At 71.6% G+C, this 24,202-nt stretch carries 28 protein-coding genes and 3 tRNA genes; 9 read left to right on the top strand and 22 right to left on the bottom strand.

The features are described 5' to 3' along the window. On the top strand, positions 1-284 hold a 284-nt coding region (locus HGK34_RS19605), incomplete at its 5' end, for a transposase (RefSeq protein WP_201850583.1). A gap of 23 nt (positions 285-307) precedes the next feature. On the opposite strand, the gene HGK34_RS19610 is transcribed toward HGK34_RS19605, so the two are convergent. The 6 genes from HGK34_RS19610 to HGK34_RS23350 form a co-directional block, all read right to left on the bottom strand. Then, positions 308-682 (bottom strand): hypothetical protein, encoded by a 375-nt coding sequence (locus HGK34_RS19610; RefSeq protein WP_201850585.1) that lies wholly within the window; start codon positions 680-682, stop codon positions 308-310. Positions 683-788: 106 nt separating this feature from the next. Further along, positions 789-1,730, bottom strand: a complete 942-nt coding sequence (locus HGK34_RS23005) for a tyrosine-type recombinase/integrase (RefSeq protein WP_307816118.1) — start codon at positions 1,728-1,730, stop codon at positions 789-791. Positions 1,731-1,799: 69 nt separating this feature from the next. Beyond that, positions 1,800-2,096: a hypothetical protein gene (locus HGK34_RS23010; RefSeq protein ID WP_244666972.1), complete on the bottom strand. Its 297-nt coding sequence runs from the start codon at positions 2,094-2,096 to the stop codon at positions 1,800-1,802. 193 nt (positions 2,097-2,289) lie between these two features. Next, entirely contained in the window at positions 2,290-3,693 is a 1,404-nt protein-coding gene (gene lpdA, locus HGK34_RS19620; protein WP_201850587.1) for a dihydrolipoyl dehydrogenase, read from the bottom strand. A 109-nt stretch (positions 3,694-3,802) separates the two neighbouring features. Beyond that, positions 3,803-4,075, bottom strand: coding sequence for an acylphosphatase (locus HGK34_RS19625; RefSeq protein ID WP_201850589.1), 273 nt, complete (start codon positions 4,073-4,075; stop codon positions 3,803-3,805). A gap of 25 nt (positions 4,076-4,100) precedes the next feature. Further along, the gene (locus HGK34_RS23350) at positions 4,101-4,232 is read right to left on the bottom strand and encodes a hypothetical protein (RefSeq protein ID WP_280517970.1); all 132 of its coding nucleotides are present in this window, start codon (positions 4,230-4,232) and stop codon (positions 4,101-4,103) included. A gap of 73 nt (positions 4,233-4,305) precedes the next feature. Between HGK34_RS23350 and HGK34_RS19630 the strand changes: the two genes are divergently transcribed. Beyond that, the gene (locus tag HGK34_RS19630) at positions 4,306-4,740 is read left to right on the top strand and encodes a VOC family protein (RefSeq protein WP_201850591.1); all 435 of its coding nucleotides are present in this window, start codon (positions 4,306-4,308) and stop codon (positions 4,738-4,740) included. 67 nt (positions 4,741-4,807) lie between these two features. On the opposite strand, the gene HGK34_RS19635 is transcribed toward HGK34_RS19630, so the two are convergent. Continuing rightward, the gene (locus tag HGK34_RS19635; RefSeq protein WP_201850593.1) at positions 4,808-5,740 is read right to left on the bottom strand and encodes an AEC family transporter; all 933 of its coding nucleotides are present in this window, start codon (positions 5,738-5,740) and stop codon (positions 4,808-4,810) included. A gap of 66 nt (positions 5,741-5,806) precedes the next feature. Beyond that, positions 5,807-6,661: an LLM class flavin-dependent oxidoreductase gene (locus HGK34_RS19640; protein WP_201850594.1), complete on the bottom strand. Its 855-nt coding sequence runs from the start codon at positions 6,659-6,661 to the stop codon at positions 5,807-5,809. A gap of 193 nt (positions 6,662-6,854) precedes the next feature. On the opposite strand from HGK34_RS19640, the gene rnhA reads away from it, so the two are divergent. Continuing rightward, the gene (gene rnhA, locus HGK34_RS19645) at positions 6,855-7,274 is read left to right on the top strand and encodes a ribonuclease HI (protein ID WP_201850624.1); all 420 of its coding nucleotides are present in this window, start codon (positions 6,855-6,857) and stop codon (positions 7,272-7,274) included. 27 nt (positions 7,275-7,301) lie between these two features. Here the strand turns inward: rnhA and leuD are convergent, their stop codons facing one another. Together leuD and leuC are read right to left on the bottom strand one after the other, a co-directional pair. Beyond that, positions 7,302-7,940 carry a 3-isopropylmalate dehydratase small subunit gene (leuD, locus tag HGK34_RS19650; RefSeq protein ID WP_201850595.1) on the bottom strand — a complete coding sequence of 213 codons (639 nt, stop codon included), beginning with the start codon at positions 7,938-7,940 and terminating at the stop codon, positions 7,302-7,304. A 29-nt stretch (positions 7,941-7,969) separates the two neighbouring features. Beyond that, positions 7,970-9,490, bottom strand: coding sequence for a 3-isopropylmalate dehydratase large subunit (gene leuC / locus HGK34_RS19655; protein WP_201850596.1), 1,521 nt, complete (start codon positions 9,488-9,490; stop codon positions 7,970-7,972). Between the two features lie 101 nt (positions 9,491-9,591). On the opposite strand from leuC, the gene HGK34_RS19660 reads away from it, so the two are divergent. The 3 genes from HGK34_RS19660 to HGK34_RS23015 all read left to right on the top strand — a co-directional run bounded on the left by HGK34_RS19660 (position 9,592) and on the right by HGK34_RS23015 (position 11,295). Beyond that, positions 9,592-10,311 carry an IclR family transcriptional regulator gene (locus HGK34_RS19660; RefSeq protein WP_123813501.1) on the top strand — a complete coding sequence of 240 codons (720 nt, stop codon included), beginning with the start codon at positions 9,592-9,594 and terminating at the stop codon, positions 10,309-10,311. A 149-nt stretch (positions 10,312-10,460) separates the two neighbouring features. Continuing rightward, the gene (locus tag HGK34_RS19665; protein WP_201850630.1) at positions 10,461-10,643 is read left to right on the top strand and encodes a hypothetical protein; all 183 of its coding nucleotides are present in this window, start codon (positions 10,461-10,463) and stop codon (positions 10,641-10,643) included. 7 nt (positions 10,644-10,650) lie between these two features. Beyond that, positions 10,651-11,295, top strand: a complete 645-nt coding sequence (locus HGK34_RS23015; protein ID WP_201850597.1) for a PH domain-containing protein — start codon at positions 10,651-10,653, stop codon at positions 11,293-11,295. A gap of 253 nt (positions 11,296-11,548) precedes the next feature. Here HGK34_RS23015 and HGK34_RS19675 read toward each other — a convergent pair. From HGK34_RS19675 to HGK34_RS19725, 11 genes are all read right to left on the bottom strand, one after another. Then, positions 11,549-11,621: transfer RNA gene (locus HGK34_RS19675), tRNA-Glu, on the bottom strand. Positions 11,622-11,659: 38 nt separating this feature from the next. Next, a tRNA-Glu gene (locus HGK34_RS19680) sits at positions 11,660-11,732 on the bottom strand. Positions 11,733-11,754: 22 nt separating this feature from the next. Further along, positions 11,755-11,826, bottom strand: a tRNA-Gln gene (locus tag HGK34_RS19685). A 94-nt stretch (positions 11,827-11,920) separates the two neighbouring features. After that, a complete protein-coding gene (locus HGK34_RS19690) occupies positions 11,921-12,703 on the bottom strand; it encodes an HAD family hydrolase (protein ID WP_307816119.1) in 783 nt (260 codons plus the stop codon). A gap of 51 nt (positions 12,704-12,754) precedes the next feature. Next, on the bottom strand, positions 12,755-13,660 hold the full coding sequence (locus tag HGK34_RS19695) for a CPBP family intramembrane glutamic endopeptidase (protein ID WP_201850600.1): 906 nt from the start codon (positions 13,658-13,660) through the stop codon (positions 12,755-12,757). Then, complete coding sequence (gene gltX / locus HGK34_RS19700; RefSeq protein WP_307816120.1) at positions 13,657-15,072, bottom strand: glutamate--tRNA ligase; 1,416 nt, start codon at positions 15,070-15,072, stop codon at positions 13,657-13,659. The genes HGK34_RS19695 and gltX overlap by 4 nt, the downstream gene beginning before the upstream one ends. Positions 15,073-15,151: 79 nt before the next feature. Further along, positions 15,152-15,934 carry a fumarylacetoacetate hydrolase family protein gene (locus HGK34_RS19705; RefSeq protein ID WP_201850602.1) on the bottom strand — a complete coding sequence of 261 codons (783 nt, stop codon included), beginning with the start codon at positions 15,932-15,934 and terminating at the stop codon, positions 15,152-15,154. Between the two features lie 56 nt (positions 15,935-15,990). Beyond that, positions 15,991-16,791: an aminoglycoside 3'-phosphotransferase gene (locus HGK34_RS19710; protein WP_201850604.1), complete on the bottom strand. Its 801-nt coding sequence runs from the start codon at positions 16,789-16,791 to the stop codon at positions 15,991-15,993. A gap of 94 nt (positions 16,792-16,885) precedes the next feature. Further along, complete coding sequence (locus HGK34_RS19715; protein ID WP_201850628.1) at positions 16,886-17,692, bottom strand: aminoglycoside 3'-phosphotransferase; 807 nt, start codon at positions 17,690-17,692, stop codon at positions 16,886-16,888. A 184-nt stretch (positions 17,693-17,876) separates the two neighbouring features. Further along, positions 17,877-18,647 carry a lytic polysaccharide monooxygenase gene (locus tag HGK34_RS19720; RefSeq protein WP_201850606.1) on the bottom strand — a complete coding sequence of 257 codons (771 nt, stop codon included), beginning with the start codon at positions 18,645-18,647 and terminating at the stop codon, positions 17,877-17,879. A gap of 249 nt (positions 18,648-18,896) precedes the next feature. Beyond that, the gene (locus tag HGK34_RS19725; RefSeq protein WP_201850608.1) at positions 18,897-19,811 is read right to left on the bottom strand and encodes a class I SAM-dependent methyltransferase; all 915 of its coding nucleotides are present in this window, start codon (positions 19,809-19,811) and stop codon (positions 18,897-18,899) included. An 87-nt stretch (positions 19,812-19,898) separates the two neighbouring features. Between HGK34_RS19725 and HGK34_RS19730 the strand changes: the two genes are divergently transcribed. Together HGK34_RS19730 and HGK34_RS19735 are read left to right on the top strand one after the other, a co-directional pair. Next, a complete protein-coding gene (locus tag HGK34_RS19730; protein ID WP_201850610.1) occupies positions 19,899-21,152 on the top strand; it encodes a heparan-alpha-glucosaminide N-acetyltransferase domain-containing protein in 1,254 nt (417 codons plus the stop codon). A 49-nt stretch (positions 21,153-21,201) separates the two neighbouring features. Then, positions 21,202-22,038, top strand: coding sequence for a CE1 family esterase (locus tag HGK34_RS19735; RefSeq protein WP_201850612.1), 837 nt, complete (start codon positions 21,202-21,204; stop codon positions 22,036-22,038). Between the two features lie 40 nt (positions 22,039-22,078). On the opposite strand, the gene HGK34_RS19740 is transcribed toward HGK34_RS19735, so the two are convergent. After that, positions 22,079-22,957, bottom strand: a complete 879-nt coding sequence (locus HGK34_RS19740) for a PhzF family phenazine biosynthesis protein (protein WP_201850614.1) — start codon at positions 22,955-22,957, stop codon at positions 22,079-22,081. Positions 22,958-23,014: 57 nt separating this feature from the next. Between HGK34_RS19740 and HGK34_RS19745 the strand changes: the two genes are divergently transcribed. After that, entirely contained in the window at positions 23,015-23,977 is a 963-nt protein-coding gene (locus tag HGK34_RS19745) for a 3-methyladenine DNA glycosylase (RefSeq protein WP_201850616.1), read from the top strand. The last annotated feature ends 225 nt before the right edge of the window (positions 23,978-24,202 follow it).

Consider the following 24,202-nt stretch of genomic DNA (forward strand, 5'->3'; position numbering starts at 1 on the left):
CGTCAACCCGCCGGGCGCTGCGCAAACGCGGGATCACGTTCACCAGCCCGGAGAAGAAGGACCACACCGCCCACCGGCTGCGCAAGGGCCACCGGGGCGGACGCCCGCCCGTCTTCGACGCCGAGGCTTACAAGGGCCGCAACGTCGTGGAACGCTGCTTCAACCGGCTCAAACAGTTCCGCGCCCTGGCCACCCGCTACACCAAGAGAGCCGCCTACTACCGCACCGAACTCACCCTCGCCGCGATCATCCTCTGGCTCCGCGATTCACCGGACACGGCCTAGGTAGCGCGCGTGCAGCGACAGCTTCAGCCGGGCCTGTGCATCTTGTCGTCCGGGATGTCGTAGAAGATCAGCCCGTGCTTGGCTGCGAGGCGTGCAACCAGCGCGTGCATCTCCTCGGCGCGGGAGTAGGCCATGCACAGGTACATCCAGTCCTGCCCGTATTCGACGGGTGCCGACGACCACGGGCTCTCCTCGAACTTGTCGTCGTCCATGCCTTCGTCATCCGGGTGGGTCGTCGTGATCTCCGCGTGGAACGCAGCGATACGTGGGTCCGAGCACGATAGGTCATCCTCCTCATCCGCCGCCTCGTCCTCAAGAAACTCAAAGATCTCGTCGATACGGTCACGAACGGCCTTGTCATCGCCGTCGATCGCGAAGACAGCCAGGTCGTAGCTCATGGGCGCGAGGGTATTGGCCAAGGCTGACACCCGACCTACGCGAGGAAATCGTGGAAGTCCTTCACCACCGCCGCACAGGCGCCATTCCGGCTCGGATCGCTAGAGCTCACGCCGCCCTACTCTTCTCAGCCTCCGTCCGCTCCTTCTCCACCCGCATCTCCTCTCCCACCGTCGCACTCATCCGCGCCGCCAGGTCGATGTCCCGCGCCATCGTCGCCTTCTGGTACCGCAGGACCACGGCGACGTCGGCATGTCCCCCTCGCCGCATGAACTCGGCGAGCGTGGCCCCCTTCTGAGCGAACCGCGTGAGCCCGGTGTGGCGCAGGTCGTGGAACCGGTAGCCGTCCGGCAGTCCTGCCACCTCCTGCCTGGCCACCGTCCACACCCCGTTCCACCGGGACGCCGACAGATGCTCCCCACCCCGCTCCCGAACGGGCACCACCGGCGCCATCCGCCCCGACCCCACAGGCTCGTCCAGGTGCTCCCGCAGCCGCTCGATCATGAGCGGCGGAACCGACATAGACCGCACCGCGTTGTCCGACTTCGGATCCCCCAGCTTCCCGGTGGTCCCGTTCTTCTGCCGCCGCACGTACAGCGTCGCCGCCGTCCGGTCGGCGTTCCAGACGATGTCCCTGCGCTGCAGCCCCAGCACCTCCCCGTGCCGCAGCTGGCACCACGCCGCGAACAGCACCGCGATGCGCCACGGCTGCGGCACCGCCCGGTACAGCGCATCGACCTGCGCGGGGGTGGCGACGTCGTCCTCCGGCGTGTGCTCGTCGTCGTGCCGCACCGACTTGCGGGCGGGCGTCATCACGTCCGGCATCGTGGCCAGCAGACCGTCCTTGACGGCCGCGCGCAGGATCATCTTGAGGGTGTCCACGACGTCTCCGGCGACCCCGTTGTGCCCCGCACCCGGCTTCAGCACCGACGGCAGCCCGGTGAGATCGGCCGCGAGCGCCCGAACCCTCGCGGTGTCGATGTCGCGAACCTTGACATCGCCGAGCGGTTCGAGGAGGTAGTTGTTGATGCGCCCCCGGTAGGAGGTCACGGTTCCGGGCCGACGGCGTCGGCCTCCCTTGCCGGGCTCGTGCGCGATGCGCTGGAGCCACTGCTCGGCTTAGTCGCGGAACGTGACATCCCGGATCGCGGCGGCCTCAGCCTCGGCACGACGCCGTCGGACGGCTTCGGCGGGCGGTTCCCACCGCCCGGAGGCGATCGTCTCGTGCATCCGGTTCAGCCACGCCCGGGCGTCGGTCTTCGTGAGGAACGTCAGCGGCTTGTCGTCCTCGGTCCGCGCGGGGTACGTCTCTCCGTCCGGCCCCGGGTACCGCGCCTGCCACCGCTTCGAGGGCAGCTTCCGCAGGCTCCCCCATGCCTCGCGGCCCCGCCACTTCGGCGTCGTCACCTGGCTCATCGTCATGTCTCCCTGGTCTCGTGTCGGGTCCGCCGTCGTGCCATCCCCGTGCCATAGGGGGCGGCAATCCGGGACTCCTCACGTCCTCAGGTGTCCACGCGACACCACACGCAAAAGAGGCCCGAACCCGCGGAATTCCGCGGATCCGGGCCTCTGACCAGGCCGACCACCCTCAGGCGGCCAACCCCATCAACTAGAAGTTGATCATGTGCCCCGCCAGCCCGTGAATGGACTCCTGCACGGACTCCGACAGCGTCGGGTGCGTGTGCACGTTCCGCGCCACCTCGTCCGCCGTCAGGTCCCACTTCTGCGCGAGCGTCAGCTCCGGCAGCAGCTCGGACACGTCGGGCCCGATGAGGTGCCCGCCGAGCAGCTCGTTGTACTTGGCGTCGGCCACGAGCTTCACGAACCCGGCGGTGTCGCCGAGCCCGTGTGCCTTGCCGTTGGCCATGGTCGGGAAGGACGCGACCTTGACGTCGTAGCCCTCGTCCTTGGCCTGCTGCTCGGTGAGCCCGAACGACGCCACCTGCGGCGAGCAGAACGTGGCACGCGGCATCATCCGGTAGTCGCCGAGGGTCTGCGTCTCGGCGCCGGCGATGGTCTCGGAGGCGACAACGCCCTGCGCCTCGGCCACGTGGGCGAGCATGAGCTTCGCGGTGACGTCGCCGATGGCGTAGATGTGCGGCACGTTGGTGCGCATGTGGTCGTCGATGTCGATGGCGCCGCGGTCGGTGAGCGCCACGCCGGTGTTCTCCAGGCCGAAGCCCTCGACGTTCGGGGCGAAGCCGACGGCCATGAGCACCTTGTCGACGGTGAGCTCGCCGGGCTTGTCGTCCTTGACGCCCTTGTAGGTGACGTGCACGGACGAGCCGTTGTCCTTGACGGTCTGCACGGCGGTGGAGGTGAGGACCTTCACGCCGAGCTTCTTGTACTGCTTGGCGATCTCCTTGGAGACGTCGGCGTCCTCGTTCGGCAGGGCGCGGTCGAGGAACTCGATGATGGTGACGTCCACGCCGTAGTTCTTCAGGACGTAGCCGAACTCCATGCCGATGGCGCCGGCGCCGACGATGGCGATCGACTTGGGCAGTTCGCGCGTGAGGATCTGCTGCTCGTACGTGACGACGTTGTCGCTGAGCTCGACCCCCGGCAGGAGGCGGACCTGGGAGCCGGTTGCGATGATCACGTTGTCGAACGTGACGCGCTCGCTGCCGCCCTTGTTGAGCGTGACGTCGATGGTGTTCGCGTCCACGAACGAGCCACGGCCGTCGTACTCGGTGATCTTGTTCTTCTTCATGAGGAAGTGGACGCCCTTGACGCGGCCGTCGGCGACGGTGCGCGAGCGGTCCCAGGCCTTGCCGAAGTCGAACGACACGTCGCCCGACATCCCGAACAGGTCCTTGTCATGCGTGAAGATGTGCGCCAGTTCCGCGTTCCGCAGGAGTGCCTTGGAGGGGATGCAGCCCACGTTGAGGCAGACACCACCCCAGTATTTCTCCTCGATGATCGCAACGGACTTGCCGAGCTGCGCCGCACGGATCGCGGCGACGTAGCCGCCAGGGCCAGCTCCGAGGAGAACGACGTCGTAGTGGGAAGCCATGGCCCCCAGCCTATGGCCAGAGCGGCGATGCCGTGGCGTGACGTCCGTCATGAACCACCACCATGGACGACGACGCCACCCGGGCGCGCACGTTCCCTACGCACCCGGCTCAGCCGGTGACCCGGAAGCCCGTCTCCCCGCGCGCCGGAACCTCCGAGACGTCCACGGAGCTCACTCCGGCCGCGACCGGCCCCTCACGCAGGACGGCGACCAGCGCCTCGACAGCGTCCGGTTCGCCCTCGACCTCTGCCTGCACGGTGCCGTCGGGCGCGTTGCGGACGAATCCTGCGACGGGCAGCCGGTGAGCTGCGTGCACGACGGCGGCCCGGAAGCCGACCCCCTGCACCCGGCCGTGCACCGTGACGCGAACCCGTCGGACCATGCCGCCAGGATAGGCGGCTCGCCGCTCACCGGCCGAGATCCACCCGTCCGGCGACCACCCGTCCGGCGACCACCCGTCCGGCGATCACCCGTCCGGCGACCACGCGGCCAGGAGTCACGCTGCCCGGGCAGACCAGGCTGCCGTGACCACGGACCATCCCTGTCCCCTTCCCGCGGCCCTGCGCGAAAAGGGGTGGCATCTGTGTCCGTGGCGCGTCCTATGGTGACCGGATGACATCGGTCCAGCATTTCCAGGTCACCTTCGACTGCGCGGAACCTCAGCGGCTCGCTCGCTTCTGGTGCGAGATCCTGGGGTACGTCGTTCCCCCGCCGCCGGAGGGCTTCGCCTCGTGGGACGACTACGAGGCGTCGCAGCCGGCCGAGGAACGCGACTCCGCGTTCGCCTGCATGGACCCCACGGGCGCGGGCCCGCGGCTGTTCTTCCAGCGTGTCCCCGAGGGCAAGGTCGTCAAGAACCGCGTGCACCTCGACGTGCGCAGAGGTGCCGGGCTCGTGGGCGAGGAGCGTCTGGCGACCCTCCAGGCCGAGGCCGACCGGCTGATGGCGCTCGGCGCGACCCACGTGCTGACGCAGTACGCCGACGAGGAGAACGAGTCGTGCATCACGCTGCAGGACATCGAGGGGAACGAGTTCTGCCTCGACTGACACCCGGGATCACCGCCCCGCCAGGTCGCCTGCCTGGCGGGCGGCACCGGCCCGGCGCGCGGGATCCTCAGGCCACCAGCAGCGTGATCACCGTGATCGCCGGGACCGAGCCGAGGGTCGTGACGAAGATGGCGTCGCGGGCCAGCAGTTCGGCCCGGCCGAACCGTGTGGCGTGCACGAAGATGTTCTGCGCGCTCGGGAGCGCCGCGGTGACGGTGAGGGCGAGCAGGGCGACGTCGTCCACGCCGAGCAGGCGGCCCGCGGCGTAGGCGCCGAGCGGCTGCACGACGAGCTTGAGCAGCGTGACGAAGCCGAGCTCGGCGACCGGGACGCCGCGGCCGGGCAGCGGTCCGAGCCGGAGCGAGATCCCGTAGGCGATGAGCACGCCGGGTACCGCGAGCCCGCCGACGAGTCCCACGGGTTCCATGACGAAGTCCGGCACGCGCAGGCCGGTCAGGGAGATTCCCAGGCCCAGCAGAGTCGCGACGGTCAGCGGGTTGGTGAACGGCAGCCGGGCTGCCCGCCAGAACGCCTCGGTGCGGGTGCGGCGCACGCCCGCGCGGCCGGCGTCGAGCACCATGAGCGCGACCGGCTGCAGCACACCGAGCTGGAGCAGCAGCATCGGGGCGATGAGCGCGGCATCCCCCAGCACGTACGCGGCGACCGGCAGGCCGAGGTTGCCGGCGTTGCAGTAGGCGGAGCACATCGCGCCGATCGCGGTCTCGTCGGCGCGACGCCGCTGCACCAGGGTCGCGACCAGGACGTACGGGATCGCGGCGGCGGCCACGCCCGCGGCCGTCGCGACGAGGTTGCGTGACAGGAACCCGGCGACGTCGGTCTCGGACATCACCACGAACAGCAGGCATGGGCTGGCGACGAAGAACGAGAGCCGTGTCAGCACGGTCTGCGCTCCCTCGTCCAGCAGCTTGACGGCGGCGATCCCGTACCCGACGGCGATCACGGCGGCGATGGTGGTGAACCCGAGCAGCACGTCATGCACCCGGCGAGCGTATTCCGCCGCCCGGCACCACCCCGCACCGTCTCACACAGGATGCGAGACGGGCCCTCACATCACCGGCGGCCCCTGGCGCACCTTCTCCAGCAGCAGTTCCGGTGTCACGGTATCCGGGTCCCACCAGGAGTCGATCCACCAGGTGGCGCCCGCGTCCCGCATGGCGCGTGCCTGCTCGGCGGCCTCGACCGGGTCCTCGGACAGCTTGCCCTGCGCGACGACGTCGAACGGGCGCTGCGGGTCTCGCTCGGCCCAGGCCGGCTGCGAGTGCAGCCACCGTGTGAGACCGGCGACGGAAGCGGGTCCCGGCTCATCCGCCGAGCCGCGGTTCTGGGTGACGATCCCGTCCCAGCGCAGTGTGCGAGCCAGGTTGCGCACGGGAGGCCGGTGCGAGTCCCAGGTGCCGACCGGCCAGACGGGGATCCGTCCGTTCACGGGCCGCTCGGGGAAGACCATCTCGCCTGCCCGCACGTGGGCGCCGTCGAAGGTGAACGGCTCGCCCTTCCACGCCTCGTCCAGGTAGGCGAGGACGTCGTCGAGGAGCCGCGCCCGTTCCTTCAGGTCGGTGGGCTGACCGGGGACGGACGCGAAGCCGCCGTCGTCCAGGACGCCGACGCCGACCGGCAGCACGAGGCGGCCCCCGGAGAGGTGGTCGACGGTCAGGGCGCGCTGGGCGAGCTCCCAGGGCCGGTGCCGCGGCAGGGCGAAGACCATGGCGCCGAGCGTGATCCGGTCGGTGACCGCCGCCGCGGCCGCGAGCACGGAGAACGGGTCCCAGGTGGGTCCGAACGGGCCCAGGCTGATCGCATCCCAGGTGAAGAAGCCGTCCCAGCCGTGCTCCTCGCACTCGCGCGCGAGCGTGACGTGCTGTTCCGGTGTGCCGAAACTCCCGATGAACCCGAACTTCATGCCTCTGCCTCCGCGCCGTCGGACGTGCCCGTGTGTTGGGCCGTCACGCTACGCCGGGACACCGACATCGACATGAGGTGCCGCCGCGGGAGCCGACCACCGGCAGATGCGGCGGACGGCGCCGTCCCCGTTAAGGTTGGACCTCGTGACCAGCCCCGAAGACCTCACCGGCAGCCCGCGTCCCGTCATCGAGATGTGGACCGACGGCGCCTGCAAGGGAAACCCCGGCATCGGCGGCTGGGGTGCGCTCCTGCGTTCGGGCACGCACGAGAAGGAGCTCTTCGGGGGCGATCCGGCCACGACGAACAACCGCATGGAGCTGACCGCCGTCGTGGAGGCGCTGCGGGCCCTGAAGGGGCCGAGTGAGGTGACGATCCACGTCGACTCGGCCTACGTGATGAACGGCATGAAGTCGTGGGTGGCCGGCTGGAAGCGGAACGGCTGGCGCACGGCGTCGAAGCAGCCGGTGAAGAACGTGGACCTGTGGCAGGCGCTCGACGCCGAGGTCGCCCGTCACGAGGTGCGCTGGGTCTGGGTCAAGGGCCACGCGGGGGATCCGGGCAACGAGCGGGCCGACGCCCTGGCGAACCAGGGCGTCGACTCCGTGCGCTGACCGGCGGGCGGCCGGGGCGGGCGCGCCTCAGCTCGCCGGCCGCGCCGGCTCCACCGTCTCCGACGGCCAGTGCTTGGCCGGAAGCGTCTTGGGCCGCCAGTTCGCACGGGTCCCCTCGAACGCCGTGATGTCGTCGGCGTGCTGCAGGGTCAGACCGATGTCGTCCAGCCCCTCCATGAGCCGCCAGCGCGTGTAGTCGTCGAGCTGGAAGGGCACGGTCACGTCGTCGGCCGTGGCGGTGCGCGCCTCCAGGTCGACGGTGACCTCGGTGCCGGGCCTGGTCTCCAGCACCTTCCAGAGGATCTCGATGTCCTCCTGCGCCACGACGCCTGCGAGGAGTCCCTGCTTGCCGGAGTTGCCGCGGAAGATGTCGGCGAACCTGCTGGACAGCACGACGCGGAACCCGTAGTCCTTCAGGGCCCAGACGGCGTGCTCACGCGAGGAGCCGGTGCCGAAGTCGGGGCCGGCCACCAGCACCGAGCCGGCAGCGTAGGCGTCCTGGTTGAGCACGAAGGACGGGTCGCCGCGCCAGGCGGCGAACAGTGCGTCCTCGAAGCCGGTGCGTGTGACCCGCTTGAGGTACACGGCCGGGATGATCTGGTCGGTGTCGACGTTGCCGCGGCGCAGCGGCACGCCGACGCCCGTGTGGGTGGTGAACTTCTCCATGATGGTCTCCAGGAATCCTCGGCGGCTCGTCAGCGCGCGCCGGCCGGCACGGGCATCGGCAGGTCGACGACGGTCTCGGTGATCGGCGGGGCGCCCACGCCGTCCAGCGGCGAGCCGTCGAACGTGGTCAGGTCGATGTCGCCCGCGAGTTCCAGGTCCGCGATCGAGGACAGCGTGCCGCGGATCGCCGTCGCCGCCGCCACGAGCGGCGAGACCAGGTGGGTGCGGCCGCCCTTGCCCTGACGGCCCTCGAAGTTGCGGTTCGACGTCGAGGCCGACCGCTCCCCCGGCGCGAGCTGGTCCGGGTTCATGCCCAGGCACATCGAGCATCCGGCGTTGCGCCACTCGGCGCCGAAGTCCTGGAAGATCTCGTCCAGGCCCTCGGCCTCGGCCTGCAGCCGCACGCGGGCGGAGGCCGGGACCACCAGCACCCGTACGTCGTCGGCCTTCCGGCGGCCCTTGACCACCTTGGCGACGGACCGCAGGTCCTCGATGCGCCCGTTGGTGCAGGAGCCGATGAAGACGGTGTCGACCTTCACGTCGCGCAGCGGCGTGCCGGGCTCCAGGCCCATGTACTCCAGCGACCGCTCGGCCGCGACGCGGGCGGACTCGTCGGCGATGTCTCCGGGCACGGGCACGGAGGCGGAGATCGGCAGGCCCTGGCCCGGGTTGGTGCCCCAGGTGACGAAGGGCTCGAGGTCGGCGGCCTCGAGGACCACCTCGGCGTCGAACTCGGCGTCGTCGTCGGACCGCAGCGTCTTCCAGTACTCGACGGCAGCGTCCCAGTCGGCACCCTCGGGCGCGTGGGGACGGCCCTTGAGGTACTCGAACGTGGTCTCGTCCGGGGCGATCATGCCGGCGCGCGCGCCGGCCTCGATGGACATGTTGCAGATGGTCATCCGCGCTTCCATCGACAGCTTGCGGATCGCCTCGCCGCGGTACTCCAGGACGTAGCCCTGCCCGCCACCGGTGCCGATCTTGGCGATGACGGCCAGGATGATGTCCTTGCTCGTGGTGCCCGGCGGCAGTGCGCCGTTGACGGTGATCGCCATCGTCTTGAACGGCTGCAGCGGCAGCGTCTGCGTGGCGAGCACGTGCTCCACCTCGGAGGTGCCGATGCCGAACGCCAGGCCGCCGAAGGCGCCGTGCGTGGAGGTGTGCGAGTCGCCGCAGACGACGGTCAGGCCCGGCATGGTCAGGCCGAGCTGCGGCCCCACCTGGTGGACGATGCCCTGGTCCGCGTCGCCGAGGCTGTGCAGCCGCACGCCGAACTCACGCGCGTTGGCGCGCAGGGTGTCGATCTGGGTGCGGCTCGTCTTGTCCGCGATGGGACGGTCGATGTCCAGCGTGGGGGTGTTGTGGTCCTCGGTGGCGATGGTGAGGTCCGGGCGGCGCACGGGGCGTCCGGCCAGGCGGAGCCCTTCGAACGCCTGCGGACTGGTCACCTCGTGGACGAGGTGCAGATCGATGTACAGCAGGTCGGGTTCGCCCCCGGTGCCACGTCGCACCAGGTGTGCCTCCCAAACCTTCTCCGCCAGCGTGCCGGCCATTGCGGGTCGCCTCCTCGTCACTTCCAGTGTCGCCCTGTGTCGATGCTCGATCTATGGAACCCGACTTGCCATCTCACGCCCTGAGACGGCAGTATCGAGGTATGGACGATACTAGCGGAGTCGGCGTACTGGACAAGGCCGCGTCCGTCCTCGGAGCACTCGAGGCCGGTCCGGCCACCCTGGCACAGCTCGTGAACTCGACGGGTCTGGCACGGCCGACCGCGCACCGCCTGGCGGTAGCGCTCGAGCATCACCGTATGGTCGCACGGGACATGCAGGGACGCTTCGTACTGGGTCCGCGACTCAACGAGCTCGCCACGGCCGCCGGCGAGGACCGGCTGCTGGCCGCCGCGAACCCGGTGCTCATCGCCCTGCGCGATCACACGGGCGAGAGCGCCCAGCTCTACCGCCGCCAGGCGGACCAGCGGGTCTGCGTCGCCGCGGCGGAGCGCCCCGTGGGACTGCGCGACTCGATCCCCGTGGGCGCCACGCTCACGATGCACGCTGGCTCGGCCGCCCAGATCCTGCTCGCCTGGGAGGAGCCGGACCGGCTGCACCGCGGGCTGCGGGAGGCGGTCTTCACCGCCACGATCCTGTCCGGTGTCCGACGCCGCGGCTGGGCGCAGTCGGTCTCGGAGCGTGAGCTGGGCGTGGCGTCCGTCTCTGCCCCGGTGCGCGGGCCGTCGGGTCGTGTGGTGGCGGCGGTGAGCGTGTCAGGGCCGGTGGAGCGGCTGTCCCGGCAGCCCGGCCGGCTGCACTCCGCGGCTGTGGTGGCCGCGGCGAACAAGCTCACCGAGGTGCTGCACCGCTCGGGCGAGTAGCCGCCTCACGACGACGTCTCGGCAAAGTCTTTACCAAACCTTCGCGCCACGCCGGGGTCGATGACCCTGTGGGCGGCACCCGGAAAGTACGCTTTGACGCGACGTGTGCTACCGGGACGCACGCGCGTCGTCGTCGTGAGGAAGACAGAATGTCGCCGAAACTGAGGCTCGTCCTCATCTGGCTGGCAGTGATCGCTGTCGTGTCCATGATCATCAGCGACCCCAACGGGTCCGCGGACTTCGTCCTGACGATCTGGGACATGATCTGGGGCGCCGTCCTGGCGATCGCCACGTTCTTCGAGGAGCTGTTCACGGGAATCCTGGCCGGGTGACCCCGGCGTGACGGAGACCGAGACCTTCCTCCGCCGCCACAGGGGGCTGCGCAAGTACGTCCTGAGCGGTGAGAAGATCGTCTTCGCCACGCACCGGCACTGGATCCTGTTGTGGGAGCCGCTGCTGACGACGGCCGGCTCGTTCGTGGCCCTGGTGCTGGCGTTCTTCGCGGCGAGCAGCTCGATGCGGGACGTCCTGGTCTGGCTCTTCTGGGCCTGGACCCTCGTGCTGGGACGTCTCGGCTGGAAGTACCTGGTGTGGCGCCACGAGTGGCTGCTCATGACGAACCTGCGGCTGATGACCGTGTCGGGCTTCGTGGTGCAGTCGGTGGCGACGATGCCCAGGGACAAGGTGACGGACCTCGGCTACAAGCAGGACTTCCTGGGCCAGCTCCTGGGCTACGGCACCTTCCACTTCGAGTCGGCGGGCCAGGAGCAGGCCCTGGGCACGGAACGCCACATCCCGAGCTCGGACGGCCTGTACCGGACGCTCATGACGAACCTGTTCCACCCGGAGGCGGACCCGACGCCGGAGCCGATGCCTCCGTCCATCCTGCCCGCCCGGCAGGACAAACGGGACCAGGACGACGCCGGCCCGTCCACCCCTCGCACCCAGCAGATCCAGATCCGCCCGGTCGACCCGAACGACTGAGTCTCACCGCCCCGGCCGCAGCGTGCCCGACTGCCACCTTCGCCCCCGGGCCGCAGCATGCCCGACCGCCACGAACCCACGCCACCACAGGGGGGGCAAGGGGCGAAGCCCCCTCCAGGGGACAAGGGGCGAAGCCCCACGACGGGGTCCGGGGGCGTGCCCCCGGGGTGGGGCGTGGGGGCTCCGCCCCCACAAAAAACAAAGAGACGGAGCAGGTTCGGCCCGGCCGAACACACTCCGCCTATCCGTCTCGTACCCCCAGCGGGATTTGAACCCGCGTTACCGCCGTGAGAGGGCGGCGTCCTAGGCCGCTAGACGATGGGGGCCTGGAACTGCGACACCGGCCGGAGCCGGTGGAACTGCGTACCCCCAGCGGGATTTGAACCCGCGTTACCGCCGTGAGAGGGCGGCGTCCTAGGCCGCTAGACGATGGGGGCCTGAGACTGCTTCTGAACTGCGCTGGGGTACCAGGACTCGAACCTAGACTAAGTGGACCAGAACCACTCGTGCTGCCAATTACACCATACCCCAAGGGGGTTTCCGCTCCTCCAACGGGAGGGCGTCACCGAGGGAAAACACTACCCGAGAGTCGCCGACCTGCCAAAGCGGATTCGGGTGCGGTGCATCACGCCGGCGCGGATGCCTGTTCCCGGCCCCCGTCGAGCGCGGCCGGCAGCTCCGCGAGTCCCCGGATGACGACGACTCCGGACGCGCGCAGCTCGTCGTGATCCTCGGTCTCGTGGAGGCGCCGGCGTACGCCGTGCCGGGCGAGCCACACGCCGAGCAGGCCGGCGTCCCGTGCCGCGGCGGCGTCGAGGGCGGGCTCGTCGCCGACGTACGCCGTCCGTGCGGGGTCGGTGCCCAGCTTCCGCGCGCCCTCGGCGAACACGCGAGGGTCGGGCTTGCCGAACCCGAGGGTGTCCACGCCGACCAGGACGGGAAGCTCGCCCAGCCCGACCGACGCCAGCTTGCGCTCCTGCAACTCCACGGACGCGTTCGTCACGACGCCGACGCGCAGCCCGGCCTCGCGTGCCGCGGCGAGCGCGGGGGCGGCGTCGTCGAACGGCGTCCAGGAGTCCTCGAACGTGCTCCAGAACAGCTCGTCCCACTCCTCGAAGAGCGCTTCGGTCACGGGCTCCCCGCCGAAGGTCTCGTGCAGCAGCACGGCCCGGTGCCGGCGCTGCGTGAGGTGGTCCGTCTCACCCCGGGTGTACCTGCGGTACCAGCCGCCCGGGTCCGACCGCCAGTGGTGCAGCATCTCGTCGAGCCGCTCCGGCCCGGCGGCCGGCAGGTACCGTTCCCGCACCGCGTCCAGGGCGCGGGCGAACGCCCCGCGGGTGTCGACAAGCGTGTCGTCGACGTCGAACAGGACACCGTCCACCGGTCGCTCCTTCAGTCTCGTGGTCATGCTCATTGTCGTTGGTGTTGTCGTCGGTGTTGTCGTCGGCATGCCCGATTCTCAGGTCAGCCGCTGCGCCCGGCGCCACCGGGCGAAGGCCAGCAGCACGGCACCGGACACGGCCGTGCCGGTCATGCTGAGCACTCCGGACAGCGGGCTGACCTCGCTGACCAGCATCGTCTCGGACATCGTGCCGGTGGCGATCGCCATGCCGAAGGCGAACAGGTTGTTCACCGCGTGCAGCGCGATGGCGCACTCCAGCCCGCCGGTACGCCACACCAGGATGCTCGCCACCACGCCGAAGAAGAACCGGTCGGCGAACAGCCACGGGTTCTGCAGCCCGTGGGCGAGCGCGAACAGCGTCGCCGAGATCAGCATCGGCAGGACGACGGCGAGCCAGGGCGGGCGGCACCACGCCCCGACCACCTGCTGGGTCCAGCCGCGGAAGAAGTACTCCTCGCCGGCCGCCTGCAGGGGCGTGGTCAGCAGGATCACGAGCGCGACGAGCGCCCAGCCCTGTTCGGGGGCGATGACGAGCGGTTCGCCCGACGTCGGCGCGATCCAGTCCAGCACGAACCCGAGCGGCACGAGCACGAGGAGGGACACCCCCGCGGCGCCGAACAGCAGCCCCCAGCGCATCCGGCCGAGCACCGAGGTCACCAGGCCGGGCCGTCCCGTGGCGACCAGGGCCGCCAGCAGCGCGATGGGGATCGGGAGGGCGAGGGAGGTGTTCGTGGCGAGGAGTCCGAGCGGTGTGGTCATCCAGGCGCTGTCCAGGGCGGCGGCCTCGAAGTCGGTCATGAACCTCGTCGGGTCGGCCACGAGGACCGCCGCCAGCTGGGTGAAGACAGACCAGGCGAAGAAGACCCCGGCCCCGCCCAGCATGACGGCGATGGCCGGCAGCGGCCGCCACCAGCGGTACCGCGGACCGCGCCACGCCTGCGGGTAGGACCGGAGCTCCGTCATGCGGCGAGCCGCTCGATCGCCGCGTCCACGCGGGCCAGGGTGCGCTCCCGTCCCAGCAGTTCGAGGGACTCGAACAGGGGCAGCCCGACCCGCCGCCCGGTGACCGCCACGCGCAGCGGCGCCTGCGCCTTGCCGAGCTTGAGACCGTGCTTCTCGCCGACGGTGGTGACCGTCTCCTTCAGCGGCTCGGCCCCCCAGGTCGCGTCGGCGAGTGCCGCCCGCATGTCGGCGAGCAGCGTGGCGGGGTCACCCTTCATGGCCTTCTTCCAGGAGTCCTCGTCGACGGCGGGCTCGTCGAGGAAGAGGAAGTCGACGTTGTCGGTGATGTCGGCCAGCAGGGCGACGCGCGTCTGGGCGAGCGGCGCGACGGCGTCGAACACGTCCTGGTCGAACTGTTCGGGCGTCCAGGGTGCGTGGGGGGCGGTGAGCCAGGGTGCGCAGGCGTCCGCGAACTCGGCGGGCGTGAGCGCCCGGATGTACTCGCCGTTGAAGGCGGTGAGCTTCTTCAGGTCGAAGAAGGCGGACGAGGAGTTGACGTCCTCGATGCGGAAGCGGCGCACGAGCTCGTCGAACGGGAGGATCTCCTCGTCGTTGCCGGGCGCCCAGCCGAGCAGCATGAGGTAGTTGACCATGGCGGCGGGCAGCACGCCGTCGGCGAGGTAGTCCTCCAGGGCGACCTTGTCGCGCCGCTTGGAGAGCTTCTGCCGCTTCTCGTTGACGATGACGGGCAGGTGGGCCCAGACGGGCGGGGTGGCGCCGAGCGCCTCCCACAGGAGCTGCTGCTTGGGGGTGTTGGGCAGGTGCTCCTCGCCACGGATGACGTGGGTGATGTGCTCGTCCAGGTCGTCGACGACGTTCGCGAGGAGGAACACGGGCGACCCGTTGCCGCGCGCGATGACGAAGTCCTCGAGGGTGTCGTTCGGGAAGGCCGGGTTGCCGCGGATCAGGTCGACGACGCGGGTCTCGCCGTCGTCGGGGGTGCGGAACCGCAGCGCGCGCCCCTCGGCGTACTCCAGGCCACGGTCGCGGCAGTGGCCGTCGTAGCCGGTCTGCTGCTTGCCGGTACGGGCGACGACGTCGTCCCGGGTGCAGTCGCAGTAGTAGGCCTTGCCGCCGGCGTACAGGCGGGCGGCCGCGTCCTTCTGGAGGCCGGCGTTCGCGGACTGGTAGTAGGGCCCCTCGAAGGCCGGGTCGTCGGCGGTGATGCCAAGCGACTCCATCGCGGACAGGATGCCGTCCACCCATTCGGGCTGGTTGCGGGAGGCGTCGGTGTCCTCGATGCGCAGCACGAAGACGCCGCCCTGCTGCTTGGCCACGGCCCAGTTGAACAGGGCGGAGCGGGCACCGCCGACGTGGAACATGCCGGTGGGCGACGGGGCAAATCGGACGCGTACGGGGGTCGAGGAGTTCACGCGGACCAGCGTAGTCGGCGTGGCCGACACCGCGGCGCCCGGCCGCCGGTGCGGCGGGCGCCGCGGCGGCGCCGGCGTCTCAGGCGCGCCGCAGCACCGGGTTGGCCAGCACGCCCAGTCCTTCGACCTCGCACTCGACGCGGTCCCCGTGGTCCACGAGCCCGACGCCGGCGGGCGTGCCGGTGAGGATGACGTCGCCCGGCAGCAGCGTCATGGCCTGGGAGATGTAGGAGACCAGGAACGGCACGTCGAACACGAGGTCGCGGGTACGCCCGTCCTGCTTGGGCTCGCCGTTGACGCGGGAGCTCACACCCACGTCCTCAGGGTCGAGGTCCGTGTCGATCCAGGGCCCGAGGGGGCAGGAGCCGTCGAAGCCCTTGGCGCGTGCCCACTGCCCGTCGGTGCGCTGCGCGTCGCGCGCGGTGACGTCGTTGGCGACGGTGTAGCCGAGGACGTACGACGCCGCGTCCTGTTCGGACACCTCCTTGCACACCTTGCCGATGACGACCGCGAGCTCGGCCTCGTAGCTGATCTCGTCGGAGAAGTCGGGCAGCACGATCGGGTCGTCGGGCCCGATGACGGCGGTGTTGGGCTTGAAGAACAGCAGCGGGCTGGCGGGCACCTCGCCGCCCATCTCGGCGGCGTGGGCGGCGTAGTTCTTGCCGACCGCGACGATCTTGGACCGCGGGATCACCGGCGCGAGCAGCCGGACGCCGTCGCCCAGCTCGACGCGCTCGCCCGTCGGCATGGCGGGCATGTACAGCGGGTCGCCGCCGAGCACGGCGAGGTAGGTCCTGTCCCCCTCGGTCTGCACGAGGCCGAACTTCGGGTCGTCTCCGGTGGTGAATCTCGCGATGCGCACGCGAACAATCTACGTGTCCGACGGCGGTCGCGGTGCCGTCGGACACCCGGGACCGGCTATGTCACGTCCCACAGGAGCCGGTAGTACGCGATGCGCTCCGGGTCGGGGTCGACGCCGTACGCCTCGTACACGAGGTGCTCGTAGCCGGGCCCGTAGTTCCACAGGGTGCTCCTGGCAGCGACGGCCAGGTCGGCCCACGGGTCGGCGACGCCGAGCCGGCCGAGGTCCACGTGGGCGGCCCAGGTGCCGTCGTCGTGCAGCAGGGTGTTGGGGGCACCGGCGTCCCCGTGGCACACGACGGGGCCGAGGACGTCGGGCGCGTCGGCGAGGCGTGCGAGCGTGTCGGGATCGGCCTTGGCCGGGATCACTCTCGCCACCCGCTCCTCGATGGACCACGTCCACGGGCAGGAGCTCACCGGCAGGGTGTCGTGGAGGGCTCGGAGGGCGACGCCGAGCGCATGGATGGCGGTGGACGGCTCGGCGATCCAGCGCGGGTCCACGGCGCTGCGGGCCTCGATCGCGGTGGTCACCAGCCATTCGGCCTGGCCGTCCTGCCCGTGGTCGAGCACCTGGGGCACGGGCGTGTATGCCGCGGCCCACCGGAGCCGCTCGGCCTCGTGACCGAGGCCGGCGATCACCCCGGCCTCCGCCGGGAACGGGAGCCACTTGACGTAGCGGGTCCTCTCGCGGCCGGCCGGTTCCCGGGCGGGGGCGCCGTCCTCGCCCGGCATCGGGTCGAGGCGGAACGTCAGGCCCCCGGCGTGGTTGGCCCAGACGGCGACGGGGTGTGCGCGGGCATCGCGCGCCAGGCGGAGGACCTGGTCCGGCACGGTGACGGGCTCGGAAGGGATGGACACGCGTGCAGCGTAGGCAGGGCGGCGGCGAACCGGACAGGGAATTACGCCGGTCGGGGAGTGCGATCCCGTGCCGTTCGGCGGCGCCTCGGCGCCGTTACGCCCGCGCCCGCCGGCGGTACTGCTCGACGACGTCCCACAGGCGGCGGTAGTAGTCGATCCGCTCCGGGTCCGGGTCGATGCCGTACCCCGCGAAGAAGACGTGGGCGAGCCGGGGGTCCTGGAAGCGCCGGGTGACCGAGCGGGACGCGACCGCGAGGTCGCTCCACCGGTCGGCGACCCCGAGTTCGCCGAGGTCGACGTGCGCGGCGAAGGTCCCGTCGTCGTGCAGCAGCGTGTTGGGGACGCACGCGTCGCCGTGGCAGACCACGAGGCGGTCCACGGGCGGCGGCGGGCCGACGGCCGCGCGGGCCTCCCTGGCCAGGGCGGCGGTGCGCGCGGCGGGCGCCCACGTGAACGGGCAGGTGGCCACCGGCGCGGCGTCGTGCAGCCGGCGCAGGCCCGCGCCGATCGCGCGTGCCGCGGCGTGTGGGTCCGCCCGCCACCGCGGGTCGATCGCCGACGTTCCGCGCAGTTCCTCGGTCAGCAGCCAGGCCCCGTCGTCGCCGCGCCCGACGTCGAGCACCCGCGGGACGACGGCGTACCGGCGGACCCAGGCGAGCCGGCCGGCTTCGGCGAACGGGTCCGGGCACGGGGCGCCGGCGGGCACCCACTTGAGGAAGCGGGCCGGACCGCGTGCGGCCTTCGGCCCGGCGAGCGGTGCGTCGTCGAGCCGGAAGGTGAGTCCGCCCAGGTCGTTACGCCAGACGGGCGTGACGCTCCCCCAGCCCACATACCAGCCGGCGAGCGCGTGAACCGCGTCCGGGATCTCGACGGGTGCGGGATGGACACCCTGTACGACCATGGTCGGCACGCGCTCATACTGACACAGAACGGGTGAAAAATGGATCCCGGTTCGCGGCCTTGACGGGTACCGCCCGACATCGGCCACGGCCGGAGTTCTGTGCCGGGCATGCCGGTACGCCCGGTGGCGGTGGAGGCGACCCGCCCCCACCGCCACGGCCGCGATCAGCGCCGGACCGTGCCGGTCAGCACGGCCCCAGGTCCTCCCAGACGTCCCACTGGCCCGACTCGCTGGGCACGTCGCCCTGGGTCCACCACTTGGCCCGGTAGAGACGGTCCTGGTAGGAGACCTCGGCGCCACCCACGTAGGCGACGTCGGCGTCCCACCCGGCGGCGGAGCAGGTGCCGGGGTCCGGCGGGTCGGTGGGGTCGCCGCCCCCGCCACCGCCGACGTTCACGTCGATGCAGGAGTAGAACGCCATCGCCGTGTCGGCGACGTTCCACCGCGCGAGGATCTTGTGGTTCCCCGACGGCAGGCCCGACAGGGTGTGCCGGAGTGTCGAGGGCGGCTGCGCGCCGCCGTAGTCGATCGTGCGGAACAGCTGGCCGTCCACGAAGTACTCCCAGGTGGAGGTCCGGTGGTTGGCCGTGATGGTCCAGGTGAACGTCTGCGTGCTGCCGATCGTCGTGCGCTGCCATGCCAGGGAGTCGTCGTCGAGGTTGGTGAAGCGCGACCCGCCGGAGCACAGCATCGAGCCCTTGGGCGCCTCGACACTCTGCGGTTCGTACTCGACGCCCTGGCAGTCGTGGGTCACCGCACCGCTGGCGCACTGCGCCTGGCGGCTGGGCGGGTCGGACACCCAGCCGTGCGCCTGGGCGGGCGGGAGCAGGGAGGACGGCGCGGCGACGAGCGCCAGGACGGTCAGGACGAACACGTTCAGGGCAGCCAGTACCGCGCGGCCCGGCGTGAGCCGGGACGGCGGGGGTACCGGTCGGGAGAGTGCGGTGCCTTTCATGTCGGATCACCTCGGTCAGTGGGAGCGGCGGCGGCGACCTCCGTGTCGCCGCCGATCCCCCTGACCGTATGAAGACACCACTGACCTGACAATTGGGGCAACCACGTAGCCGGGTAAGCCCTCACACGCGGAATCCCGTACCCCGCTGCCGTTCTTCACCGCCACTTACCGGCGGCCCGTCCCGACTCCCTGACCGCCGGGGCGCGCCGCTGCGCCGCCCGTCGTGCCGTCCGGTCCGCCCGCCGTGCCTCAGGCGCGCGCCAGCACCTCGCCGTGCAGCACCGCGAACCAGCCGTCGTCGGCGGCCGCCCACTCCTGCCAGCCCTGCGCGAGCTGCTCCAGACCGACCTCGTCCGCGAGCGCCGACTCCTTGGCCTGGACCGCGAAGTTCGACTCGGTGCAGCGCTGCGCCCACAGCTCGCCCCACCAGCGGCGGTCGTCCGGAGTGGCGTAGCACCAGGAGCTCGCGGTCGGCACGATCCCGGCCGGGTCGAACCCGGCCTCACGCACCCAGGAGAGCAGGTGCCGGCCGGCGTCGGGTTCGAAGCCGTAGGCGTGGGTGACCTCGTGGTAGAGGGTGTTCCACTCGGTGAGTTCGGCCGAGGCCGGGTACCAGGCCATCGCGGCGTAGTCGGCGTCGCGCACGGCCACGAAGCCGCCGGGCCGGGTCACGCGCTTCATCTCGCGCAGGGCCACGACCGGTTCGGACAGGTGCTGCAGGAGCTGGTGGGCGAAGACGACGTCGAACGTGTCGTCGTCGAAGGGCAGTTCGTAGACGTTGGCCTGCTCGAACCGCACGTTCGCGGCCGGGTGCTGGGCTGCGAGCTCCCGGGCGGAGTCCAGGACGTCGGCGGCGGCGTCGACGCCCACGACCTCTCCGCCGGCGAGCTTCTCGGCCAGGTCCACGGTGACCGTGCCCGGTCCGCAGCCGACATCGAGCACGCGCATGCCGTCGCCGAGGCGGGGCAGCAGGAACGCGGCGGAGTTGGCCGCGTTGCGGGCACGGTGGGAGCGCAGCACGGATTCATGGTGGCCGTGGGTGTAGGACTCCGACTCCTTCGTCAGGTCACTGCGGTGGTGACCGGGCGCATCGATCGCATCGACGGGATCGGTGCCTGCGGGTGCGTCGTGTGGGGGCACCGCAGCTTCGGTACTGGGTCTCATGTTTTCACGCTACCCAGGTGAGGCAGGGGTCACACGGGGGTTCTCACGGAGCGGGACGATGCGTCGTGAGCCTGGGAGGATGCCGGTATGGCAACTCCGTCCACAGCCTCCGTACCGGCCGGTGAAGTCCCTGCGGACGTGACGGCGGATACGACGACGGCCCGTCGGGCCGGGCCGGTCTCCCGTGCCGTCGGGCGTCTGGCCGGCGGCCCGGGCCGTGTTCCCGGGCTCGACATCGCCCGCGGGCTGGCCGTGCTCGGCATGTTCACCGCACACGTGGGCGTGACCTCGGCGGATCTCGGCACGCTCGAGGGCTGGCTGGGCTTCTCGCACGGTCGCTCGTCGATCCTGTTCGCCACGGTGGCCGGGGTGTCGCTGGGGCTGGCCACGGGTCGCCGGGAGCCTCCGTCGGGCAGGGGGCTCGCGGCTGCCCACACGATGGTCCTGGCGCGAGCGGCCGCGCTGCTGGTCCTGGTGGCGTTCCTCGATCTTCTGGGCACGCGGGTCGCCCTGATCCTGGGTTTCTACGCGACCTACTTCCTGCTCGCGCTGCCGTTCCTGCGGTGGCGGCCCGCGCAGCTCGCCACGCTGGCGGTGGCGGTCGGCGTGCTCGGCCCTCCGGTCGCCTACTACGGGCCGGAGGTGCTGGCCCGGCTGGGGCTGCGGCTGCCGCGCGACGGGTCCGGGGCGTTCACGGACTTCCTGCTCACCGGCCACTATCCGGCGGTCGTGTGGATGGCGTTCGTGCTCGCGGGCCTGGCCGTCGGCCGCAGTGACCTGCGCAGCGCGGAGCTGCGGCTCGGGCTGGTGGCAGGAGGGTTCGGGGCGGCCTGCCTCGCGGCGTTCGTCTCGGCGGGCCTGGTCGGGGCGGCCGGTGGCCGCGAGGCGATCGAGGCGAGCCTCCGGGGGACCACCACGGCGTGGGCCGGGCCGGGCATGCTCGGTCTCGGCGACCCGTGGCCCACGCCGGACCAGCTCTGGCTGGACGGCCCTCACGACGACACCATGTTCGAGGTCTTCGGCTCGGGGGGATTCGCCCTCGGCGTCATCGGGCTGTGTCTGTACGCGGGGCGGGTCGGTGCGCGTGTGCTGGCGCCGCTGGCCGCGGTCGGCGCCATGGCGCTGACCGTCTACTCGGCGCAGATCGTCGCGATCTGGGCCGTGACCGCGGGTGGCTTCGATCTGCTGGACCCGCCGACGAACGGCCCGTTGGGGTGGATGGTGCTGGTGACCCTGGCCGCGGCCACGCTGTGGCGGGCGTTGTTCGGGCAGGGCCCGCTGGAGCGCGCGACGGCGGCGTGGGTGCGGTGGGTCACGGGGCGGGCGGGCGCGCCGCGCTGACCCTCTCGCGCGGCTTCCCCGCGTGCGACGGTCGTGTCAGGATCGAGTCATGCGCCCGCTTCGCAGCACGCTCGCGGCCTTGCTGCCCGTCCTTGCGGCCGGGGTGCTCGGCCTGGCCGGGTGTTCCTCGACGGCCGGCGACGGCGGCGCCACGGACGCCTCGTCGCGTTCCGCGGCCGGCCCGGACGGGGAGTCGGTCACGGTGGAGCTGACCGGCGGCGAGTTCGACGGACGCTCCTACGAGGTCGTGGTCCCCGCGGGTGTTGACGAGCCGTTCCCCGTGATCCTCGCCCTGCATCCGCACGGCGGGAACGCCTCGCAGGCGCGGGCGGCCTTCGGGCTCGACGGCCCGGCGGCCGCTCAGGGGTTCGCCACCGTGTACCCCTCGGGTCCCGGCGAGTCGTGGAACGCGGGCGACTGCTGCGGCGAGGCCGCCGAGGAGGACCGCGACGACGTCGGGTTCCTCGAGGCGGTGGTCGACGACCTGGCCGGGCGGTTCGACGTGGACACGGACCGCGTCTACGTCACGGGGTTCTCCAACGGGGCGATGATGACCTACCGTCTCGCCTGCGAGTCCGATGTCGCCGCCGCGATCGCTCCCGTCAGCGGGGTGGTCGTGACCGACTGCCCCGATCCGCTCCCGCTCCCCGTCCTGCACATCCACGGGAAGGCGGACGACGTCGTCCCGGCGGACGGCAGCGAGGGTTCCGGCGGCCTCGTCCCACGGCTGTCCGCGGCGCGGAGCGCGGAACTCCTGGCGGGCGACCAGGAGCACGAGGTGGTGCTGCTGGACGGCATCGACCACTCGTGGCCGGACGCACGACGGACCGACGGCGCCTACGACGCCCCGCAGGAGATCGTCGCCTTCTTCGCGGCACTGCCCTGAGGAGCGGGTGCGGACCGGGGCAGGGGCCGTCCCGATGTCGTCAGAGGCCGGCCTCGCCGGTGATCGTCGTGGTCGTCTCGCCGGCGGCCCACACCTGACCGTCGTCGGACCTGGTGATGTGCACGCGGCCCCGCCTCCCGAGCATCGTGCCCTGCGACGCCACGTACGACGACGGCAGCACGTCCCCGGCGAGCCACTGGCCCAGGCTCGCGTTGAGGCTCCCGGTGACCGGGTCCTCGACGACGCCGATCTCCGGGACGAACGCGCGAACCTCGACATCGGCGCCGAGACGCGCCCGGTCCGACGGGGAGTGCGGGCCGATGACGCCGATGTTGAGGCCGTCGAACTGCGCGGGGTCGATACGCAGCGCGAGCACGGCGTCGGCGTCGCTCAGCTGCACGCCCACCCAGCCGGGACCGTTGTCGACCCAGGCGGCGCGGACGATGTCCGCGGCCTCGATCCGCAGGGCGCGGGCGATCCGCGAGCGGTCCTCCGCCTCGACGGGGCCCGAACGGAGGAGCGGCGGAGCCGCGAAGGCGAGCAGCGGCTCCTTCGCGTCCCTGGCCTGCGCGCCGCCGGGCGGCGCCTGCCGGCGGATCGTGACCAGGCCGACGCCGCACTCCTGGACCAGCTGGTCCCCGGCGGGAACACCCCCGGCCTCCAGCCAGGCGTGCGCGGTGCCGAGCGTGGGGTGACCGGCGAACGGGAGCTCGGACGTCGGCGTGAAGATCCGCACCCGGTAGTCGGCGCCCGGGACGGTCGGCGCGAGGAGGAACGTCGTCTCCGACAGGTTCGTCCACCGCGCGAAGGCCGCCATCTGCTCGGAGGTGAGGGTGCCGGCGTCGTGCACGACGGCGACGGGATTGCCGCCGGTGGGGGTGGCGGAGAAGACGTTGACCTGGCGAAAGGGAAGAGCCATGGCGACAGCCTAGGAGCCGGGGACGGTCACCCGGCGAACCGTCCTTAGAGTTGGGGGGTGACCTCCGCCCTCGACGAGCAGACCGTCGTCCCCGCCGCGACCTGGCGCGCCGCGTCCGCCGCGCACGCCAGACGGGCCGACGCGCTGACCGCCGTCCGCCGCGAGGCGCAGGCAGCCGGGCGGAAGCATGCGATCGAGGACTTCCTGTACACCTACTACCCGACCCGGGCCTCCCACCTGCGGCGCTGGCATCCCGGTCCGGGGCTCGTCCTGGCCGGCGACGCCGCAGGCCCCGGCACCGGCACCGGCACCGGCACCGGCGCACCGCACGCCGCGTGGCGGTGGTACCGGCGCGTGTCCGGCGGGGTGACGCTGGACGTGGAATCCTTCCTGGCCGAGCGGGGCGAGACCGTTCGGTACGTGCGCACGCTGCTCGCCGGGACGGCGTCGCGCCCCGGCAGCTTCGGCTGCTTCGGGCTGCACGAGTGGGCCATGGTGTACCGCGACCGGGAGGCCGGCCGGGACCATCGCCACCCGCTGCCGCTGCGGCTCGGTCACGCCGGGACCGATGCGGTCGTGGAGTCACACCCCGTGCGCTGCTCGCACTTCGACGCGTACCGCTTCTTCACGCCCGAGGCCCGCGACCGCAACGCGCTCCGGCCCACGCGCGCCACCCAGCCCACCCTGGAGCAACCGGGCTGCCTGCACGCGAACATGGACCTGTACAAGTGGTGCCAGAAGCTGGGTCCTGCCGTGCCGGGAGACCTGCTCCTGGACGCGTTCGAGCTGGCCCGCGAGATCCGGTACACCGACATGGCGGCCTCGCCCTACGACGTGTCGCCCTACGGCGTCGAGCCGGTCGCGATCGAGACCCCGGAGGGCAAGGCCGAGTACGTCCGCCGGCAGCGCGACTTCGCCGACCGCTCCGCCACCCTCCGCCGACGCCTGCTCGCGGTCTCCAGCACCCTCCTCTCCGCGGCTCCGCCGGAACCGCCCCCGCCCCCGCCCCCGCGATACTGAGTTGCGTTCAGGAGGCCTCCGAGGGCGCTCGTCCCGGCCGTAAAGGTCTGCGGAGGCCTGCTGACGGTCCCCCGGTACCGGGCCGGGCCCCAGCACGAGCCTGCGCCCGGCGGACCCGTACGCACGCCCCACCGGCGCCGGCACATGCTGAGAGAATGTGCGCACCATGACGACCACGACGCCTCGCCCCGCCGGAACCCTCCCCCCTGTCTCTTATACACATCT

This window comes from Myceligenerans indicum (assembly GCF_016742955.1).
GTDB classification, from domain to species: domain Bacteria; phylum Actinomycetota; class Actinomycetes; order Actinomycetales; family Cellulomonadaceae; genus Myceligenerans; species Myceligenerans indicum.

What these genes read in the sequence shown, in the direction of transcription:
- HGK34_RS19610 (WP_201850585.1), bottom strand. Translation starts at nt 682, where the DNA reads ATGAGCTACGACCTGGCTGTCTTCGCGATCGACGGCGATGACAAGGCC.
- HGK34_RS23010 (WP_244666972.1), bottom strand. Translation starts at nt 2,096, where the DNA reads ATGAGCCAGGTGACGACGCCGAAGTGGCGGGGCCGCGAGGCATGGGGG.
- lpdA (WP_201850587.1), bottom strand. Translation starts at nt 3,693, where the DNA reads ATGGCTTCCCACTACGACGTCGTTCTCCTCGGAGCTGGCCCTGGCGGC.
- HGK34_RS19625 (WP_201850589.1), bottom strand. Translation starts at nt 4,075, where the DNA reads ATGGTCCGACGGGTTCGCGTCACGGTGCACGGCCGGGTGCAGGGGGTC.
- HGK34_RS23350 (WP_280517970.1), bottom strand. Translation starts at nt 4,232, where the DNA reads ATGGTCCGTGGTCACGGCAGCCTGGTCTGCCCGGGCAGCGTGACTCCT.
- HGK34_RS19630 (WP_201850591.1), top strand. Translation starts at nt 4,306, where the DNA reads ATGACATCGGTCCAGCATTTCCAGGTCACCTTCGACTGCGCGGAACCT.
- HGK34_RS19640 (WP_201850594.1), bottom strand. Translation starts at nt 6,661, where the DNA reads ATGAAGTTCGGGTTCATCGGGAGTTTCGGCACACCGGAACAGCACGTC.
- rnhA (WP_201850624.1), top strand. Translation starts at nt 6,855, where the DNA reads ATGTGGACCGACGGCGCCTGCAAGGGAAACCCCGGCATCGGCGGCTGG.
- leuD (WP_201850595.1), bottom strand. Translation starts at nt 7,940, where the DNA reads ATGGAGAAGTTCACCACCCACACGGGCGTCGGCGTGCCGCTGCGCCGC.
- leuC (WP_201850596.1), bottom strand. Translation starts at nt 9,490, where the DNA reads ATGGCCGGCACGCTGGCGGAGAAGGTTTGGGAGGCACACCTGGTGCGA.
- HGK34_RS19660 (WP_123813501.1), top strand. Translation starts at nt 9,592, where the DNA reads ATGGACGATACTAGCGGAGTCGGCGTACTGGACAAGGCCGCGTCCGTC.
- HGK34_RS19665 (WP_201850630.1), top strand. Translation starts at nt 10,461, where the DNA reads ATGTCGCCGAAACTGAGGCTCGTCCTCATCTGGCTGGCAGTGATCGCT.
- HGK34_RS19690 (WP_307816119.1), bottom strand. Translation starts at nt 12,703, where the DNA reads ATGACCACGAGACTGAAGGAGCGACCGGTGGACGGTGTCCTGTTCGAC.
- HGK34_RS19695 (WP_201850600.1), bottom strand. Translation starts at nt 13,660, where the DNA reads ATGACGGAGCTCCGGTCCTACCCGCAGGCGTGGCGCGGTCCGCGGTAC.
- HGK34_RS19715 (WP_201850628.1), bottom strand. Translation starts at nt 17,692, where the DNA reads ATGGTCGTACAGGGTGTCCATCCCGCACCCGTCGAGATCCCGGACGCG.
- HGK34_RS19720 (WP_201850606.1), bottom strand. Translation starts at nt 18,647, where the DNA reads ATGAAAGGCACCGCACTCTCCCGACCGGTACCCCCGCCGTCCCGGCTC.
- HGK34_RS19725 (WP_201850608.1), bottom strand. Translation starts at nt 19,811, where the DNA reads ATGAGACCCAGTACCGAAGCTGCGGTGCCCCCACACGACGCACCCGCA.
- HGK34_RS19730 (WP_201850610.1), top strand. Translation starts at nt 19,899, where the DNA reads ATGGCAACTCCGTCCACAGCCTCCGTACCGGCCGGTGAAGTCCCTGCG.
- HGK34_RS19735 (WP_201850612.1), top strand. Translation starts at nt 21,202, where the DNA reads ATGCGCCCGCTTCGCAGCACGCTCGCGGCCTTGCTGCCCGTCCTTGCG.
- HGK34_RS19740 (WP_201850614.1), bottom strand. Translation starts at nt 22,957, where the DNA reads ATGGCTCTTCCCTTTCGCCAGGTCAACGTCTTCTCCGCCACCCCCACC.